The organism is Azospirillum brasilense, from assembly GCF_008365405.1.
In the GTDB taxonomy this organism is placed as follows: Bacteria; Pseudomonadota; Alphaproteobacteria; order Azospirillales; family Azospirillaceae; genus Azospirillum; species Azospirillum brasilense_D.
Genome location: NZ_QOKV01000002.1, coordinates 1 through 18368 on the forward strand (window position 1 = coordinate 1; position 18368 = coordinate 18368).

Below are 18368 nucleotides of genomic sequence, written 5' to 3' on the forward strand. Positions count from 1 at the left end.
ACAGTGTGGAGCGCAGCATCCGCCCGCTGGCCCTCACGCGCAAGAATGCTCTGTTCGCTGGCAGCGACGGCGGCGGTGAGCACTGGGCCACCGTCGCGTCGCTGGTGGAAACCTGCAAGCTCAACGGTGTCGATCCGCAGACCTGGTTCGCCGATGTGCTGACCAAACTCGCCGGCGGGCATCCGATCACCAAGCTCGATGAACTGCTGCCCTGGAGCTATGCCCGGCAGGCGGAACCCGCCGTGGCCTGAGAACACCGCTTACTTCAGGGTGGCATTGTCGAGCATGGCTTCGGCCAGCAACTTCTTCAGCCGGGCGTTCTCATCCTCGAGCGCCTTCAGACGCCGGGCCTCAGAGACCTCCAACCCGCCGTACTTGGCCTTCCAGGTGTAGAACGTCGCCTCGCTGATCCCGTGTCGGCGGCACAAGTTCGCCGTCTTCTGTCCGGCCTCCTGCTCCTTCAGGATGCCGATGATCTGCTCCTCGCTGAACCGGCTGCGTCTCATCTGTCCGTCTCCCCTCGATGACGGACTCTACCCATTCCTGGAGGAATTTTCCGGTCTCAGGTCACCCGCTCGTCGAGCTGGCGTTTCAATCCACGCCCCCGCACGAGAGGCGAACACTACAGTGTAAACTATTGGATATGCATGTGAAACGGCGACCAATGTGCGAACGAGGGTATGTGATGGACGATCGTTCGTTTCGCATCACCGGAACGGCTGGCAACTTCTTCAGAAGACTCGATTTTTCTCGAGCGCGAACCCACCTGGAATATCCATGGGGGCTTCGGGTTCGCACAGAAGCCAACGATTACAGGATGAGAGGCTCATCGAGAGCGGTGGGTGTCCGGGCACCAACATGCTCCACCTTGTGTCGGGCCGATGAACCGAGAAGGTAGAATCGCAGGCTGTCGGTCCGCGGCTCGATCAAACCGAGCAGGGATGCGCGCAACGCGGTCCATTGTGCGGGATCGACCGTGCATTCAAACACTGAGTATTGAACCCGCACGCCGTGGTTCTGGCAAGCCCTTGCCACACGGCGCAAGCGACGACGGCCGGCCGGGGTTTCCGTGGAAACGTCATAGCAGACCAGGACCAGCATCGCGTCACCGCCAGAGGAAGGGAGGATAGGCGTCTAGGTCGCCGCGCAGATGCCGGGCCAGCAGGCGGGCCTGTGCGTGCCACATCAGGCCGAAGGGCAGCAGCGCGTTGACACGGCCCAGCGGCGGCCGGCGCGACCGGCCGGCGATCCGCCATTCCGGCTCGTCGCGCCGGATCATGGCGGCGAAGGCGCCGAAATAGCAGGCGGCCGCATCGCCCTCCACCCCGCGCAGGCGGTCGACGTCGAGCGGCCGGTCAAGCTGGGTCAGGGCGCGGCTGATCGCATCTTCGGTCGACGCCAGCGCGCCGGTCGGATCGGTGTGGTCGCGGCGGTGGCGGCGCAGCACCGTCCGCTGGTTGGCCAGCTTGCCGGCCAAAACGCCGTGGGTTATCGAGGCGGCCCGCAGCGGGTCGTCCGCCGCCCGGTACTGCGCGCGACGCAGCAGGACATTGCCCGACACCGGACCCTCCACCCGCATCAGGAACCGGCCGGTATCGGAGAGGAAACCAACACTGATCCCCTTCTCGGCACAATGGCCGAGCATATGCGGGCTGGCGCCGACGCTGCCGAAGGCGACGAGGCCCTCCAGCGCGATCATCGGCACCATCGTGCGTGCGCCGTCCTCGCGCCGCACCTCGATCGCCTCGCCCTCCCTGTACAGGTAGCTGCCGGGGGTGGTGACGTAGAGCGTGTTCAACAAACGCTTCATGGAGAATCCTCCTCGGCGGCGCCCGCTGCACCGCCCGCTGCACCGCCCTCTGCACCGCCCTCTGCGGCGTCGGCGCGGAGCGTGCGGTCCAGCCAGACGGCGGCGGAACGGGCGCCCGACAGGGTCAGCAGGCAAAACGGCTCCAGCGAGCAGGATCGGCATTTGGGTCCCGGTTCCGGCGGTGGCGTGATGCGGGAGGCCAACAGCGCGTGGAGTTCGCCGGCCAGCGCCTCGGTCCGCGCGCGCAAGGCGGCGTCGAAGGCCACCTCCTGCCGCCGGGTCTCCCCGTAGAGGAGCGCGCCGCCCGGCACGTCGAGCCCCAGCATTTCCTCCAGGCACAGGCCCTGGGCGCAGAGCTGGACGCGGTCGGCGTCATGCGGCTTGGCCTTGCCGCGCTTGTACTCCACGGGGCAGGGCAGCGGCGGCAGGCCGCGCCGGTTGTGGAATTCCACCACATCGGCCCGCCCGACCAGCCCAAGCCGCAGATTGCGCAAGGGCACGCCCCGCGCGATGCGGACCCCGCGCCCCGTTTCGCCGGGTGCGTTGTCCACCCGCTCGTGCAGCACCCGGCCCTCGGCGGTCAGCGCGTTCTCCGCCCAGGCGTCCTCCAGATGGATCAGCCCGCACTGACGCGCGCAGAAGGCGAGGTGCTGGAGGGCCGACAGCGGGGCGAGTGCGGAGTCTTCGGCCTCCATGGGCCTACAGCCACTCCTCGATCGCCACCCCTTCGGGCAGGCCGTCCCGGTCGATGATGACGGTGAAGTGCTCGTCGTAATCGCGCGGGGCGGTCACCCCGTCGTTCATTGTGACGGTGACGCGCTTGAACAGTTTCTGCGCCGGGGCCTCGCCGAGGGGGGATTTGTGGCGGAAGGCGATCAGCCGGCGCGCCGCCATCTCGCCGCGTGCGGCCGAGCGGTCCTGCTCGAACATGTTGACCAGCGCGCTGGGTAGGATGTCCAGGCCGGCGTCCGAGAAGCCGGTCTGCCGCGCCAGATGCGGCGAGAGGAAGCCGTGGGCGCGGTACAGCCCGTAGGGGACGATGTGCTTGTGGCCCATGGTGCGGTTGTCGCCGCTCTGCTTGTCGGCCTCGGCCTGGGTGGTCACGGCCATGCAGGTGACCGACAGTTCCGCCGGCACGATGGGATGCAGGCTTTCCGCGAAGGTGATCTGCACCGGTCCGCGCACCTGCCCGCAGTTGACGCCCGTCGTCATCACCGCCCCGAAGGTCCGCACATCGAAGAAGGTGTCGCACATCCATTGCGTCACCTTGCGGGCGTCGCCCTCGCCCTTGGCAGCTTGCCCTTTTCCGGAAGGGTGACGCCGCCGGCCTCGTAGGCGCGGGCATGCTGGTCGTTCAGGATCGCCTTCTCGCGGACGTAGATCTCGTAGCCCGGACGGCCTTCCTGGGTCAGTTGGACGTAGTTGCGGATCTTGCGCTTCAGCGAGACGTCGGTGACCAGGCCATGGCCCGTCTCCGGGTCCAACTGAGGCATGTTGCCGGCGTCCGGATCGCCGTCCGGATCGCCGTTGCGGACGTCGAACAGATAGACGAACTCGATGCGGGACTCGTGGATGCCCATGACTGTCACTCCGGAACGGTGTTCGGTTCGCCCGCCTGGGCGGTTTTCAGATTTTCGGTCTTGAGACGCTCGGCCTTTGGAAGCCGCAGCCAATGCCGCTCGTGGTAGTAGCCGATGAAGAAAAGGCCACGGTCGTCCACGCTCAGCGAGTCCCGATAGCCGACGATCTTCTGGGTGATGGAATCCAGGCGGTTTTCGAGGAAGCGGTAGGCCCCCTGATCGTCGCGGCGCATCTTCTTCAGGTGCTGTTGGGCGAGCCTGTTCAGGAAATGGAAGATCAGCTTCGGCGTGGAGGACGCGCTGCCGATGTACTTGTCGCGGATGATGGCGCTCAGCTCCCGTCCGTGGGCCACCTCTTGGATGCGCTCCAGAACGGCGAACAGACGGCCGAGAAGGTAACCCGGCTCCGTGCGGGATTCGTCGAGGCCCACGAGATTGCTCCCCTCTTCCTGAGTGGTTCCGGCCAGCCGGGCGCGGCGCGTCAGCACCGCCTTGATCAGCGCGACGCGCGGGTGGTTCACGACATGGTCGGCGCGGATGCGGTCGAGCAGCACCGCCAGCAGGCTGGCCGGGTAGGGGCCGCCCACCAGCACCGCGCGTAGCAGGTTTGGCCAGCCCCTTGTCGTTCGGATCGGGCTTGGCGTTGTCGCCGTCGCCCCGGTGCTTGGTCTTGGTTTCCATGGCGAGCGCCCAGAGCGAGGGGTAGCGCGGCTGCCACTCCCACTGCCGGGTCAAGTCGTGCCCGCCGGTGACGAGGCATTGGCCGGTGACCGGGCCCTCCTCCTCGGCCTCCATGGCGCGTTCCCAGGCGGCGCGGATTTCCGGCGCGTCGTGGACATAGTCACCCTTGTGCTGGATGCGGAACACCAGCCAGCCCGACAGGATGCCGGGATCGGAAACACCTTCCGGCGTGGTGCCTGCCGTCCAGTTTCGGAAGAAGGCCAGCACCGCGCGCGCCCAGGGATGATCGATTCCCACCAGGACGGTTTCGTGTTCTGCTCAAAGGTGCATCCTCAGCTCTTACACCACGTTCTCCACCTCCATACGGTCGCGCGGATCGCGGGTTACCAACCCAAGGGCCGTATCGTCGTAGTAGGACAGATCCGTCAGCAGCAGGAATTGCCCGTGCTCCCCGACGGCCTTGATGATCTCAGCGCCCATCAGGCGGGCGAGCGGGCCGCGCGGGATGGTGACGGTGAAGCGTTGCAGCTTGCGGGCGATGGCGCCGGGGCGCTCGGTGGCCCGCAAGGCGTCGGCCCAGCGTTGCGCCTCCTCGGTGTAGGGGACGATCACCGCCGGCTGGGTGGCGGTGCTCAGCAGGATCGTGCAGCCGTAATCCCGCGCCAGCGCGTCGAGCAGTCTGGCAGCCCGGCATGATGTCCGGCCACCGCATAGGCAAGCAGCCAGCCGGCGGGACTGTCCTTGCCGTAACGTTCCACGGCGAGGACGGCGCCGGCCGTGGAGTGGTCGACCCGGATGTTCTCGCCGTTCAGCAGCCTTTGAAAGGCTTCGGCATATTTCCCGGCATCGTGCAGCAGGCCGAGCGTCCGCGCCCAGACGCCCGCCCAGTCGCTTTCAGGAAGCAGGACCGCCGCGAATCCCTCCGCCCTCGCGGCGACACGAAGCAGATGCTCACGCAATGACTCCCAAGGGGCCCCCGGTTTACTGGAAGTATGGGCGTGCCAAGCCATCGCGTGCCTTCCGTTATTATGAATTTATTGTGGTTTCGATTTTCTTCATTAATCCAGAAAGACACTGTTTGATAAGTGGATTTTGCCCTGACAGGCGGTCACGGAAGCGGCTGTTGCTCAATCGGAACGGAGTTCACTCATCAATCGAGCGTCGGCGGAAGCCGAGTCGCGGCCATTGCGGTCGTCCGACGGCATCCATTCGCACTTCCGCAATCGGCAGGGGGCGGTTCGAAAGCCGGTTCGGTGTCCGATCAGAGCCTCGGATCGTGGCGGCCGTTCGACGGGCAAGCCACCGGGGCTGTTCGGCTTTGGTTCCATGCAGGAGCCTTCTTCTCCGCCGTTTTGCAAACGTTTGGTTTCAAGCTCAATCGAATGGCGACATCTTACCGTGCGGCCTATCCTAATCCGCCCTACGTATGCGTGCTCTCAATAAAAGCAAGAAACTGTTGTAAAAATAGGGATCTGTGCGAGCAGGGAGGAGTGTTTCAAACCAGTAACGCGTTTTGGAATCATCTTATATACCGATAATTAGGTCTGATGGTGCATTGATCCATCCAAGACCGGTGTTCATGCCGGCTGCGTGGCGTGAGGGCCGAAAGACCATGGCGAATCCAACCTTCACTATGATCGGCACCAACAGTTTCGGCCTCTCCGACATCGGAAGCGAGGCCGCTCCGGTTCTGGCGGACCTTGATGGTGACGGCGATCTCGATCTCCTGGTCGGCAACGCGGACGGAAACACGGTCTTCTTCCGCAACAATGGAACGACGCTGTCACCGTCCTTCACGCTGGACAGCACCAATCCTTTCGGCCTCCCCAACGTCAGCCAGGGCGGCGCGCTTCCCACCGTCGTGGACATCGACGGCGACGGTGATCTCGACCTGTTCATCGGCAACCACGCCGGCAGCACCCTTTTCTACCGCAACAACGGAACGTCACCGCAGGCACCGAGCTTCTCGCTGGAAGGCACCAACCTGTTCGGCATCCAGGGCGCGGGAAGCTACGGGGCGCCGAGCTTCGCCGATCTGGACGGCGACAACGACCTCGACCTTCTGATCGGCAACAGCGCCGGCGACTTCCTCTATTTCCGCAACGACGGGACGACGCTGTCGCCGACCTTCGTGCTCGCCGGCACCAACCCCTTCGGCCTGACCCGCGATGCCGACGGCTATTCGTCACCCGTGCTGGTGGACATCGACGGGGACGGCCTCGTCGATCTCATCAGCAAGAGTTCCATCCACATCAACACCGGGACGGCGGCGGCGCCGACCTTCGCGCTGCTCGCCGGCAACCCATACGGGAGCAGGGGGCCGGGGGCGTACCCGCGGCCGGCCCTGGGCGATCTCGACGGCGACGGCGACCGCGACATGGTGGTCGGCGTCGATGACGGCACACTGGAGTATTTGCGGAATCTCGCGCCGGTCGTCGTGACGCTGGGTGATGGCGGCAACACGATCACCCTGTCGCAGATCAACACGCTGACCGGCGGCACCGGAACCGACGTGGTGTCGCTGCTGACCGTCGGGGCGACCTACATCGTCACCGGGGTCGAAACGCTGACCGGCAGCACGGCGATCGACCTGGTGTTTCTAGGCAGCGGCGGCAATACGATCGAGGTGAGCCGGGTCGAACAACTGAACGGCGGCTCGGGCACCGACGTCGTCACGCTGGGCAGCCTTGGCAACACGCTGCAGGTGAGCGGTCTCGAAACGCTGACCGGCGGCATCGGCACCGATGTGGTGCTCCTGGGCAGCCTCGGCAGCACGCTGCTGGTCGAGGGCATCGAAACGCTGACCGGCGGCATCGGCGCCGACGTGGTGACGCTGGGCGGCGGCGCCAGCACGCTGACGGTTTCGAAGCTGGAAACGCTGACCGGCACCCTGGGCACCGATGTAGTGACCTTGGCCAGCGGCGGCAACAGCACGCTGGTGGAGGGCATTGAAACGATGATCGGCGGCACCGGCACCGACATGGTGACGCTGAGCAGCGGTGGCGGCACGCTGACGGCCCGGCTGGTGGAGACCGTGATCGGCGGTTCCGGCACCGATCTCGTGACGTTCGGCAGCGGCGGCGGCACCATGACGGTCCGGTTGGTGGAGACCGTGACCGGCGCCGCCGGCGTCGACACGCTGATTTTGGGCACCGGCGGCGGCACGGTTCTGGTGAACGCGATCGAGACGCTGACCGGCGGCACCGGCGCCGACATGGTGACGCTGGGCAGCGACGGCGGCACGCTGACGGTCCGGCTGGTGGAGACCTTGACCGGCGGCTCCGCCAACGACATGGTGACGATCGGTGCCGGGGGCAGTTCGACCACGGTGATCGGGTTCGAAACGATCATCGGCGGCAGCGGCACCGACACGGTGAGGCTGGGTGACGGCGGCAACACGCTGTTCGTGTGGCGGGTGGAGACGCTGATCGGCGGCACCGGCACCGACGTGGTGAGGTCCGGCACCGCCGGCAACACGATTAAGGTGTCCGGCATCGAGTCGCTGACCGGCAGCTCCGCCACCGACAACATCACGCTGGACTCCGGCGGGAACACCATCTGGGTGAGCGGCCTCGAAACGCTGCTGGGCGCCACCGGGTCCGACATCGACGTGGTGACGCTGGCCGATGAAGGCTCCACCATATTGGTTGGCCGTCTGGAAACGCTGATCGGCGGGTCCGGAAAGGAGGTGGTGACGATCTCCGCGACCGGCGCCACCATGGAGGTGAGCGGCCTGGAGACGCTGATCGGAAACTCCGGTGTGGATAACATCGCGCTCCGCGACAGGGCGGGCAACACGCTGGCCGTGTCGCGGTTGGAGGTGCTGACGGGCTCTGCCGGTACGGACGTGGTGACCCTGAGCGGCACCACCAACAACACCGTGACGGTGAGCGGCCTCGAGACGCTGTTCGGCAGCGACGTCAGCGACATCGTGACGCTGGGCAGCGGCGGCAACACCATCGAGGTGTCGCGGGTCGAGACGCTGTTCGGCGGTTCCGGCACCGACCTGGTGACGCTGGGCAGCGGCGGCAACACCATCCTGGTCCGTCTGCTGGAGACGCTGACCGGCGGTTCCGGCGCCGACGTGGTGACGCTGGGCACCGGCAGCAACATGATGACGGTGAGCGGCGTCGAAACGCTGACCGGTGGCTCCGGCCTCGACATCGTGACGCTGGGCGACAGCGCGGGCAACACGCTCACCGTGTGGCGGATCGAGACGCTGATCGGCACGTCCGGCACCGACGTGGTGACCCTGGGCAGCGCCGGCGCCACGCTGCTGGTGGACGGTGTCGAGACGGTGACCGGCGGCCTCGGCATCGACATGGTGGAACTGGGCAGCGCCGGCAACACGCTGCTGGTGAGCGGCGTCGAGACGCTGACCGGTGGTATCGGCACCGACGTGGTGTCGCTGGGCAGCGTCGGCAACACGCTGCTGGTGAGCGGCGTCGAAACGCTGACCGGCGGAACCGGTACGGACGCGGTGACGCTGGGCAGCGACGGCAACACTCTGGCGGCGACGCTGCTGGAGACGCTGATCGGTGGAACCGGTACGGACGTGGTGACCTTCTCCCCGGCCGGTAACCAGGGAACGCTCTTCGTTTCCAATGTTGAGACCGTCTACACGCCGTTCCAAACGCTGACGCTCAACGGTACCGACACGCTGATCGTGCTGTCGGCGAGCCCGTCCACCCCGGCGCTCAGCCCGGCATCGGACAGCGGCGTGTCCGGAGACGCAGTAACGAATGTCTCACAGCCCACGCTTGTAGGGACGGCCGACGCCGGCAACGTCGTGCATCTGTACGGAAACGGTCTCGAGATCGGGACGGGGACAGCCAACGGATCCGGCACTTGGTCGGTGGTCCCCGGCACGACGCTTGCGGAAGGGGTTTGGACGCTGACCGCCAAGGTGATCGCGTCCGGCGTCGAAAGCGGGACTTCGGGGCCTCTCCTCGTGACCGTCGATACCAGCGCTTCCGCCCCGACCGGGTTGGCTTTGGCGGCTTCGTCGAACAGCGGCTCGACCGTGGACACGGTGACCAGCGTGACGGCTCCGGTGATCACCGGGACGGTGAGCGAGGCCGGCGTGGTCGTGCTGTACGAGGGCGCGACGGCCTTGGGCACGGTGACCGCTTCGGCGGCCGGGGCCTGGACGGTAACGGCGGCTTCGCTGAGCGACGGTGCCCACACGCTGAGCGCCATGGTGACCGACGCGGCGGGCAACAGCTCCACGGCCTCGACCGCGCTGACCGTGACCATCGACACCGTGGCGTCCTCACCGACTGGCTTGGCGCTTGAAGCAGGCTCGAACAGCGGGTCGACCGTGGACACGGTGACCAGCGTGACGGCTCCGGTCATTACGGGCAGCGTTGCCGAGGCCGGCGTGGTCGTGCTGTACGAGGGCGCGACGGCCTTGGGCACGGTGACCGCTTCGGCGGCCGGGGCCTGGAGCATCACCTCGGCTTCGCTGAGCGACGGTGCCCACACGCTGAGCGCCATGGTGACCGACGCGGCGGGCAACAGCTCCACGGCCTCGACCGCGCTGACGGTGACCATCGACACCGGGGCGTCCTCGCCGACCGGGCTCGCTCTGGCGGCCTCGTCGAACAGCGGGTCCACGGCGGACACGCTGACCAGCGTGACGGCTCCGATGATCACCGGGACGGTGGGCGAGGCCGGCGTGGTCGTGCTGTACGAGGGCGCAACGGCCCTGGGCACGGTGACCGCTTCGGCGGCCGGGGCCTGGAGCATCACCTCGGCTTCGCTGAGCGACGGTGCCCACACGCTGAGCGCCACCGTGACCGACGCGGCGGGCAACAGCTCCACGGCCTCGACCGCGCTGACGGTGACCATCGACACCGGGGCGTCCTCGCCGACTGGCTTGGCGCTTGAAGCAGGCTCGAACAGCGGGTCGACCGTGGACACGGTGACCAGCGTGACGGCTCCGGTGGTCACCGGGACGGTGGGCGAGGCCGGTGTGGTCGTGCTGTACGAGGGCGCAACGGCCCTGGGCACGGTGACCGCTTCGGCGGCCGGGGCCTGGAGCATCACCTCGGCTTCGCTGAGCGACGGTGCCCACACGCTGAGCGCCACCGTGACCGACGCGGCGGGCAACAGCTCCACGGCCTCGACCGCGCTGACCGTGACCATCGACACCGGGGCGTCCTCGCCGACTGGCTTGGCGCTTGAAGCAGGCTCGAACAGCGGGTCGACCGTGGACACGGTGACCAGCGTGACGGCTCCGGTCATTACGGGCAGCGTTGCCGAGGCCGGCGTTGTCGTGCTGTACGAGGGCACGACGGCCTTGGGCACGGTGACCGCTTCGGCGGCCGGGGCCTGGAGCATCACCTCGGCTTCGCTGAGCGACGGTGCCCACACGCTGAGCGCCACCGTGACCGACGCGGCGGGCAACAGCTCCGCCGCTTCGGCCGCGCTGACGGTGACCATAGACACCGGTGTTTCCTCACCGACTGGCTTGGCGCTTGAAGCAGGCTCGAACAGCGGATCGACAGCGGACACGCTGACCAGCGTGACGGCTCCGGTGATCACCGGGACGGTGGGCGAGGCCGGCGTGGTCGTGCTGTACGAGGGCGCGACGGCCTTGGGCACAGTGACCGCTTCGGCGGCCGGGGCCTGGAGCATCACCTCGGCTTCGCTGAGCGACGGTGCCCACACGCTGAGCGCCACCGTGACCGACACGGCGGGCAACAGCTCGGCCGCTTCGACCGCGCTGACGGTGACCATAGACACCGGTGTTTCCTCACCGACTGGCTTGGCGCTTGAAGCAGGCTCGAACAGCGGATCGACAGCGGACACGCTGACCAGCGTGACGGCTCCGGTCATTACGGGCAGCGTTGCCGAGGCCGGCGTGGTCGTGCTGTACGAGGGAACAACGGCCTTGGGCACGGTGACCGCTTCGGCGGCCGGGGCCTGGACGGTAACGGCGGCTTCGCTGAGCGACGGTGCCCACACGCTGAGCGCCACCGTGACCGACGCGGCGGGCAACAGCTCCACGGCCTCGACCGCGCTGACCGTGACCATCGACATCGGGGCGCCGTCTGTCGCCATCGCGCTGAGCAAGACGACCATTGGGGTGGGGGAGACGGCAACCGTCACCTTTACCTTCAGTGAGGAGCCGGTCGGCTTCTCCCTCTCGGCCGTTGCCGTACAGAACGGAACGCTGTCGGACCTATCGGTCCTACCCGGCAGCGATGGGCTGGTCTATACGGCCACCCTGACCCCAACCGCGGAAACGGTGGCTTCCGACAGCCGGATCACCATCGCCACGGGCTGGAGCGACGCCGCCGGCAACACTCCGACGGCAGTGGCGACGTCGGCCGGCTATGCCATCGACACTCGGAGTCCACCCAGCAATACGGCTCCTGTCATCGGTGGTGCCGTGGCCGGGCAAGCGGCCGACGACACCGCCAGCCGCCAGCCCTTCACCAGCTTGACCGTCTCCGATAACGAGGTCGCCCAAGCCCAGACGGTCGTGGTGACGGTCCGCGACTCTGGCGGCACGGCCGGCGACGCCACCGGCGTCTTCACCACCGGCAGTCTCACCGCCAGCGGGTTTGCCAAGTCCGCCGCCGGCATCTACACCCTGAACGCCAGCTCCGCGGCGGCGGCCCAGGCCGCCCTGCGGCTGCTCGACTTCCAGCCGGTGGCCAACCGGGCCGCTCCGGGCTCGCAGGAGATCACGGCCTTCACCGTGACGGTCACCGACGCGGACGGCGCATCGGCGACGAACACCACGACCAGCGTCAATATCCTATCGGTCAACGACGCCCCGGTGCTGGCCCAGGCACTCGGCGCCAGCAACATGGACCAGGGGCAGGCCTTTTCCTACACGGTACCGGCGGGAGCCTTCACCGACGCCGACACCGGCGACAGCCTGGCCTTCAGCGCGACCAGCGGCGACGGCTCGGCGCTGCCCGGGTGGCTCAGCTTCGATGCGGCCACCGGGCGCCTGTCCGGTACGCCGGGCAACGCCGACGTCGGCACCCGAACGGTGCGCGTCACCGCGACCGATTCCTCCGGCGCGACGGTTTCGGACCTGCTGACCATCACGGTCGCCAACGTCAACGATGCGCCCGTCGCGGCGAACGATGCGGGAAACACCGACCGGCTCACCCCGGTCGCGGTGGTTGCGGCAAGCGGCGTGCTCGCCAACGACACGGATCCCGACGTCGGCGATCGGCTGGCCGTCAGCGCGGTGAACGGCGACGTCGCCAACGTCGGCCGGGCGATCACGCTGGCCGGCGGCGGCCGGCTGACGCTGAACGCCGACGGCAGCTACAGCTTCGACCCGGCGGGCGCCTACGGCACGCTGCTGTTCGGCCAGGCCCGGCAGGAGACGGTCAGCTACACCGTCACCGACCAGGCTGGAGCGACCTCCACCGCGACGCTGACCATCACGGTCCGGGGAGTCAACACCGCTCCGGCGGTGCAGGAGGCGAAGCACGTCGCCATCGACCAGAACTCCAGCCGCGTCGGCCTGTCCATCGACAAGCCGGTCGATCCGGAAGGCGACCCGCTGACCATCACGGTCACCGGCCTGCCCACGGTCGGGACGCTCCAGCGCTACGACGGCACGGCGCTCGCCGTCGGCGACACGCTGACGCCGGACCAGCTCGCCGCGGTGATCTACACGCCGCCCTTCGGCGCCACCGGGGCTGCGGGGTCCTTCAGCTACGCCGTCTCCGACGGGACCAATCTGGTCGGCCGGGCGGTGACGATCAGCCTGACGCCGGTGCAATGGCTGAGCCTCGCCCCGTCCAGCCTGTCGATCGCCGAGGGCAACAGCGGCCTTGCCAACCTGACCTACACGATCACCCGGCGCGGCGACACCTCGGGCGCCACCACGGTCAAATGGCAGGTGGACACGACCGGCTTGACCGGCAGCCTCGCCGACGCGGCCGATTTCGGCGGTACGCTGCCCAGCGGCACCGTCGCCTTCGCCGCCGGCGAAACCAGCAAGACCATCACCGTGCCGGTCAGCGGCGACCGGCAGATCGAAGGCAACGAGCAGTTCCGGGTCCTGCTCTTCTCCCCATCGACCACGGTGGCCGATGCCAAGATCACGGTGGAGACCGCGACGGCGACCGGCACAATCCTCAACGACGACCGTGCCGCCACGATCACCGCGGTGACCGGCCCGACCGCCGGCCGCTATCTGGCGGCGCGCGGCGACACGCTGGACTTCGCCGTCGCCTTCAGCGACGCGGTCAGCGTCTCCGGCACCGGCGCGCCGCGGTTGGCGCTGACCGTCGGGACCCAGACCCGCTACGCCACCTTCCTGCGCGTGGAGTCCGGCAAGCTGGTGTTCCGCTACGCCGTCGGCGCGGACGATCTGGACAACGACGGCATCGTGGTCGCCGGGACCATCGACCTGAACGGCGGGCAGATCCTTGACAGCGCCGGCAACGCCGTCACCAACCTCGGCTTCGGAGCAGCGGCGCCGGTCACCGGCCATGTGCTGGTCAACGTCCGCGGCGGCCACGCCATCGACGGCTACATCGCCGGGGCGACGGTGTTCGCCGACGCCAACGCCAACGGCCAGCTCGACGCCGGAGAGGCGTTCGGGACCACCAACGCAGTGGGCAGTTGGTCGATCTCCGGCGGGTCCGGCCCCATCGTCATGATCGGCGGCACCGACATCTCGACCAATCTGCCCTTCACCGGCGTCTATGAGGCTCCTAGCTCGGCGTCCGTCATCACGCCGCTGACCACCATCATCATGGGCATGGCGGGGCTTGCCGGAACGGACAGCGAGATCGCCGCAGCGGCGACCGAGCTGAAGAGCAAGCTCGGCCTCGACGCCGGCCTCGATCTCCTCACCTACGACCCCATCGTCGCGGTGACCACGACCGGAGCGGGCGCCGTGGCCATCGCAACGGCGCTGAAGACGCAATCCGCCGCCGCCAGCGTCGCCAACATGATCGTCCAGGGCAGCGCCGTGCTCGCCGGGGTGGTGATCGGCACGCCGCGGGCCAGCGGCGTGATCGGGCGGGCGCTGGTGGGCGCCATCGCCGATGCGGTCAAGGCGGTGCCGGCGGGCGGCACGATCGACCTCGCCGATCCGGTGGTCATCGCCGCCATCCTGGCCGCCGCCGGGGCGCGCATCGGGGCCGTGGACAGCGTGAAGCTGACCGCGGTGACGAGCGGTGCCGCCAACGTCATCGCCGCGTCGAACGGCGCGGTGATCTCCGCCGGCAGGACCAACAGCGGCGGCGTCGACGGGCTGACCCAGATGGCCCAGGCCCAGGTGGTGGCGCAGGGCACGGCGGCGGACGAGTTGCGCAACGGCACCGCCGTGGGCGACGTGTCGGGGGCCGTCACCGCCTTCACCGGCACGAACCTCCAGCAGCAGATCAGCGCGGCCCAGGTCGCCGTGGTCATCCCGTCGCGCCTCGCCATCGCCGCGACCGACGCCGACAAGCGCGAGGGCGACGGCACCAACCCGGGGGGCACCACCGCCTTCACCTTCACGGTCACCCGCGCCGGCAGCACGAGCGGCGTTCTGACGGTGGCTTGGACGGTCGCGGCCGGCGACGGGGCGGGCGGCGCCACGCTCGACGCCGCCGATTTCGGCGGGACCCTGCCATCGGGCAGCGTCTCATTCGCCGACGGCGAGGCGACCAAGACCATCACCATCCTGGTGTCGGGCGACACGGACATCGAGCCGGACGAAACCTTCACCGTCGCTTTGTCCAACCCGTCCGTCTCGGCGACGGCGATCGAGACGGCGTCGGCGTCGGGGACCATCCGCAACGAGGACCCGGTCGACCCGGTGCTCACCCTGCCCGGCGCTCAAACGGCGGTGGCCGGAACGGCCGCGGCCATCGCCGGCCTGTCGGTGATGGACGGCGACAGCGCCACGGTGGCGGTGACCCTGACGCCCGGCAACGGCAGCCTCGGCCTCGCCGGCCCCGCCGCGGTCAGCACGGCCGGCGACGGCACCGTGACGGTCAGCGGCAGCGTGGCCGACGTCAACACGACGCTCGCCTCGCTGGTCTTCACCGGAGCCGGCGGACAGACGGCGGGCAGCATCGCGGTGATGGTGGCCGACGGCGATCCCTCGACGCCGGACGCCTCGGGCACGCTCGCAATCGCCATCCAATCGCCGCCGGCCAACGTGCTGCCGAGCAGCCCGACCCTGGTCGCCGGCCGCTCGACCGAGGTGCTGGGGCTGGAGATCACGGACGTCGACGGCGGCACGATGACCGTCGTGCTGACGCCGACCAACGGCGCCCTCACCCTGCCGCTCTACGGTTCGGCCACGACCAGCGACCTCGGCAACGGCAAGATCCGGCTCACCGGTTCGCTGGAGGACGTGAACCGCACGCTGCAGCAGCTTGAGTTCACCGCGTCGCGCAACGTCACCAGCGCGTCGATCCGCTTCGAATCCTCCGACGACCAGCCGCTGACGCCCGATGCCGACGGTCTTCTGGTCGTCGGTGTGCTGTCCTCGCCGGAGCACAGCGCGCCCGCCTCCCTGGCGGTTGTCTCCGGGGTGGCGACGGCGGTGACCGGCCTGTCGGTCAGCGATTACGACAGCCCGACTCTCCAGGTCACGCTGACCCCCACCAACGGCGCGCTGGCTCTGACGGCGCAGGGCGAGGTGACCCTGACCCAGCCCTCCGCCGGGGTCTGGCGCCTGCTCGGCACCCAGGCCGACATCACGGCCACGCTGGCCAGCCTGACCTTCACCGGAACGGCGGGCCAGACCACCGGCACGATCCGGGTGACGACCAGCGACCTCGGTACCCTGACGACCGACGCCGAGGCGACCATCGCGGTGACCATCGCCGACCCGGCGACCCTGGTCGCCCCGACGCTCACCCTGCCGCCGCCGATCACCCTCGACCAAGGCCTCGACACGGCGCTGACGGGCATCCAGGTCACCGATCCGGACAGCCCGTCGATCACGGTGACGCTGACGCCGTCCCAGGCGATCCTGGAGGCAACCGCGGCGGGGCAGGCGGGTGTGGCGACGGCGGGCGACGGAACGGTGACCATCAGCGGGTCGGTCGCCGACGTGAACGCGACCCTGGCCGCCCTGCGGATCACCGGCGGCACCGCCGCCACGGCGACGGTCGCGGTGACGGTCAGCGACGGCCTCACCACGCCGGCCACTGGCACGCTGACGTTGCCGATGGTGGACGTCACCCCGCCCGGCAGCCCGACCATCACCGCGGTGAGCACCGACTCCGCCGGCACGCTGCCGGTGACGGTCGCCAACACGAACCGCAACCGGCTGTTCGTGCACGGCACGGCGGAATCCGACAGCCGGGTCGTCCTGTCCGATGGTGGGACGGAGGTGGCGACGGTCACCGCCGATGCGCATGGCGCCTGGGTCGCCGATCTCAGCGCGACGCCGCTCTCGGACGGCAGCCACGCCTTCACCGCACGGGCGACCGACGCGGCGGGCAACACCGGTCCGGTGTCCGGCGCCCTGTCGGTCGTCATCGACACCGTCGCCCCGACGGCACCGTCGGTGGCCTTCAACGACGCGTCCATCGACCAGGCCAAGCAGAGCAGCGTCGGATTCGTCCTCTCCGGCGGGGAGAGCGGGGCGAATTACCGCTGGACGCTGTCCTCCTCGGGCGGCGGCGGTGCGCTGACGGGGACCGGAACGCTCACCGGGGCGGGCGGTACGGTCGGTGGGATCGACGTGTCCGGCCTGCTCGACGGCACCCTCTCCCTGGCGGTCACGTTGACCGACGCGGCGGGCAACGTCTCGGCGGCCGGAACCGCGATCGCGGCGAAGGCGGCTGGGGCGGTGGTGGACGGCACGCAGGTCCAGACGCTCGCGTCGCAGTCCAACGGACGGGCCGTCAGCACGGTGGTGGTCCAGGCGCCGGCCGCCAGCCGTGCGGAGGACCCCAGCAGCCCGAACGCCGGGCTGGCCGACGTGCCGCTGGTCCGGGAAACGGTGACCGACTCCACCACCGGGCAGCCGACGCTGGTGACCACGCTGCAGGTCGGCTTGCCGACCGGCGTGGGCGTGACGGCGAGCGGCCCGACGGCCCGTGAGGGGACGGCCCTGGCGCAGGCCGACCTCATCCAGGCGATCGAGGCGCGCACGACGGCGGGATCGGCGTCGCGCTCCGACCTCTCCAGCGGCGGGGTCCGCTTCCTGACCACGCTGGCGCAGCAGGCGTCCCTGCTGCTGCGCACCCTCGCCTTCAGCGCGTCCGGGACCCCGGGGGGAGCGGTCCGGGTCACTGGCGCCATGCCGGGCTCCACCATGCCGACGGCTCTGGTCATCGACACGACCGGGGCCGCGGGACCTTTGACCATCCAGCTCGACACCGTGGCCTTCGCCGCGGTCGTCGGTTCGGCGACGCTGAGCGGGGGCGAGGGCAACCAGGTGGTGTATGGCGACGCCAACAGCCAGTCGATCATCCTCGGCCCCGGCGACGATCTCCTGTCGGGCGGCGGCGGCAACGACACGGTGGCCAGCACGCTCGGCAACGACACGCTGTATGGCGACGACGGCGACGACCTGATGCACGGAGGCGACGGCGACGACCTGATGGATGGCGGGGCCGACAACGACACGATGGGGGGCGGGACGGGCAGCGACACGATGGGGGGCGGGGCCGGCAACGACATCCTGATCGGTGAAGGCGGCAACGACGCCCTGTTCGGCGGCATGGGCAACGACACCCTCTTCGGCGGCGACGGAGATGACGCGCTGTTCGGCGAGGATGGCAAGGACATCCTGTCGCTGGGAATGGGCAATGACATCGCCAGCGGTGGCGATGGGGACGACACGCTGTTCGGCGAGGATGGCAACGACACGCTGTTTGGCGGTGCCGGCGACGACATCCTGTCCCTGGGGTCGGGCAACGACCTGGCCGATGGCGGGACGGGCAACGACACTCTGTTCGGTGAAGACGGCAACGACACGCTGTTCGGCGGGGCCGGCGACGATGCGCTGGCCGGTGGGGCGGGGGATGATCTCCTGTTCCTCGACCAGGGGGCCGACACGGTGTGGGGTGGTGCCGGGGCGGACATCTTCGCCCTCGGTGGCGCGTCCGGCGGGTCGGTGGTGATGGATTTCACCGCGGGAACCGACCGGTTGGCGCTGTTTGATCCCTCGCTCGATCTCAAAAACGTGATCGCGTCGGCGAGGGTGGTGAACGGCAACACCGTGTTCGATCTGCGGCCGGGGGTGAGCGTCACCATCGTCGGGCAGACCGGCGATGCCGCCCGCTGGTTCACCTGACGGGGAGGGCGTCCGCGCCCCCCTCCTTCCGCGCCGTTGGCCACGCAAATGGCGGTGCTATCGT

General features: G+C 68.8%; 10 protein-coding genes and 2 pseudogenes. 2 read left to right on the forward strand and 10 right to left on the reverse strand.

What is annotated here, in order from left to right:
* A partial coding sequence (locus DS837_RS04375) for a transposase domain-containing protein (protein ID WP_149163617.1) occupies positions 1-251 on the forward strand: 251 nt, incomplete at its 5' end.
* Between the two features lie 12 nt (positions 252-263).
* On the opposite strand, the pseudogene DS837_RS04380 reads toward DS837_RS04375, so the two are convergent.
* The 10 genes and pseudogenes from DS837_RS04380 to DS837_RS04420 all read right to left on the reverse strand — a co-directional run.
* Positions 264-506, reverse strand: a pseudogene (locus DS837_RS04380) (transposase); the annotation flags it as partial.
* 304 nt (positions 507-810) lie between these two features.
* Positions 811-1101, reverse strand: a complete 291-nt coding sequence (gene cas2, locus DS837_RS04385; RefSeq protein ID WP_149163618.1) for a CRISPR-associated endonuclease Cas2 — start codon at positions 1099-1101, stop codon at positions 811-813.
* Positions 1102-1105: 4 nt separating this feature from the next.
* Positions 1106-1810 carry a CRISPR-associated endonuclease Cas1 gene (cas1, locus tag DS837_RS04390; protein ID WP_149163619.1) on the reverse strand — a complete coding sequence of 235 codons (705 nt, stop codon included), beginning with the start codon at positions 1808-1810 and terminating at the stop codon, positions 1106-1108.
* On the reverse strand, positions 1807-2505 hold the full coding sequence (cas4, locus tag DS837_RS04395; RefSeq protein ID WP_149163620.1) for a CRISPR-associated protein Cas4: 699 nt from the start codon (positions 2503-2505) through the stop codon (positions 1807-1809). Before cas4 ends, cas1 begins: the two co-directional genes overlap by 4 nt.
* Before the next feature lie 4 nt (positions 2506-2509).
* Positions 2510-3064, reverse strand: coding sequence for a type I-C CRISPR-associated protein Cas7/Csd2 (gene cas7c, locus DS837_RS33255; RefSeq protein ID WP_247889759.1), 555 nt, complete (start codon positions 3062-3064; stop codon positions 2510-2512).
* Positions 3065-3072: 8 nt separating this feature from the next.
* Positions 3073-3390 carry a type I CRISPR-associated protein Cas7 gene (locus DS837_RS33260; RefSeq protein WP_247889760.1) on the reverse strand — a complete coding sequence of 106 codons (318 nt, stop codon included), beginning with the start codon at positions 3388-3390 and terminating at the stop codon, positions 3073-3075.
* Between the two features lie 5 nt (positions 3391-3395).
* Positions 3396-4022 carry a type I-C CRISPR-associated protein Cas8c/Csd1 gene (locus DS837_RS04405; RefSeq protein WP_149163621.1) on the reverse strand — a complete coding sequence of 209 codons (627 nt, stop codon included), beginning with the start codon at positions 4020-4022 and terminating at the stop codon, positions 3396-3398.
* Between the two features lie 115 nt (positions 4023-4137).
* Positions 4138-4374, reverse strand: a pseudogene (locus DS837_RS33265) (type I-C CRISPR-associated protein Cas8c/Csd1); the annotation flags it as partial.
* Positions 4375-4410: 36 nt separating this feature from the next.
* Positions 4411-4683, reverse strand: coding sequence for a hypothetical protein (locus DS837_RS04415; RefSeq protein WP_149163622.1), 273 nt, complete (start codon positions 4681-4683; stop codon positions 4411-4413).
* A gap of 20 nt (positions 4684-4703) precedes the next feature.
* On the reverse strand, positions 4704-5081 hold the full coding sequence (locus DS837_RS04420) for a CRISPR-associated endonuclease Cas3'' (protein WP_149163623.1): 378 nt from the start codon (positions 5079-5081) through the stop codon (positions 4704-4706).
* 602 nt (positions 5082-5683) lie between these two features.
* Between DS837_RS04420 and DS837_RS04425 the strand changes: the two genes are divergently transcribed.
* Positions 5684-18304 (forward strand): Ig-like domain-containing protein, encoded by a 12621-nt coding sequence (locus DS837_RS04425; protein WP_170295742.1) that lies wholly within the window; start codon positions 5684-5686, stop codon positions 18302-18304.
* Positions 18305-18368 lie beyond the last annotated feature (64 nt).

Bases quoted from the DNA above. Each gene is read 5' to 3' on its own strand.
- DS837_RS33260 (WP_247889760.1), bottom strand. From the start codon at position 3,390: ATGGGCATCCACGAGTCCCGCATCGAGTTCGTCTATCTGTTCGACGTC.
- cas1 (WP_149163619.1), bottom strand. From the start codon at position 1,810: ATGAAGCGTTTGTTGAACACGCTCTACGTCACCACCCCCGGCAGCTAC.
- cas2 (WP_149163618.1), bottom strand. From the start codon at position 1,101: ATGCTGGTCCTGGTCTGCTATGACGTTTCCACGGAAACCCCGGCCGGC.
- cas4 (WP_149163620.1), bottom strand. From the start codon at position 2,505: ATGGAGGCCGAAGACTCCGCACTCGCCCCGCTGTCGGCCCTCCAGCAC.
- cas7c (WP_247889759.1), bottom strand. From the start codon at position 3,064: ATGTGCGACACCTTCTTCGATGTGCGGACCTTCGGGGCGGTGATGACG.
- DS837_RS04420 (WP_149163623.1), bottom strand. From the start codon at position 5,081: ATGGCTTGGCACGCCCATACTTCCAGTAAACCGGGGGCCCCTTGGGAG.
- DS837_RS04425 (WP_170295742.1), top strand. From the start codon at position 5,684: ATGGCGAATCCAACCTTCACTATGATCGGCACCAACAGTTTCGGCCTC.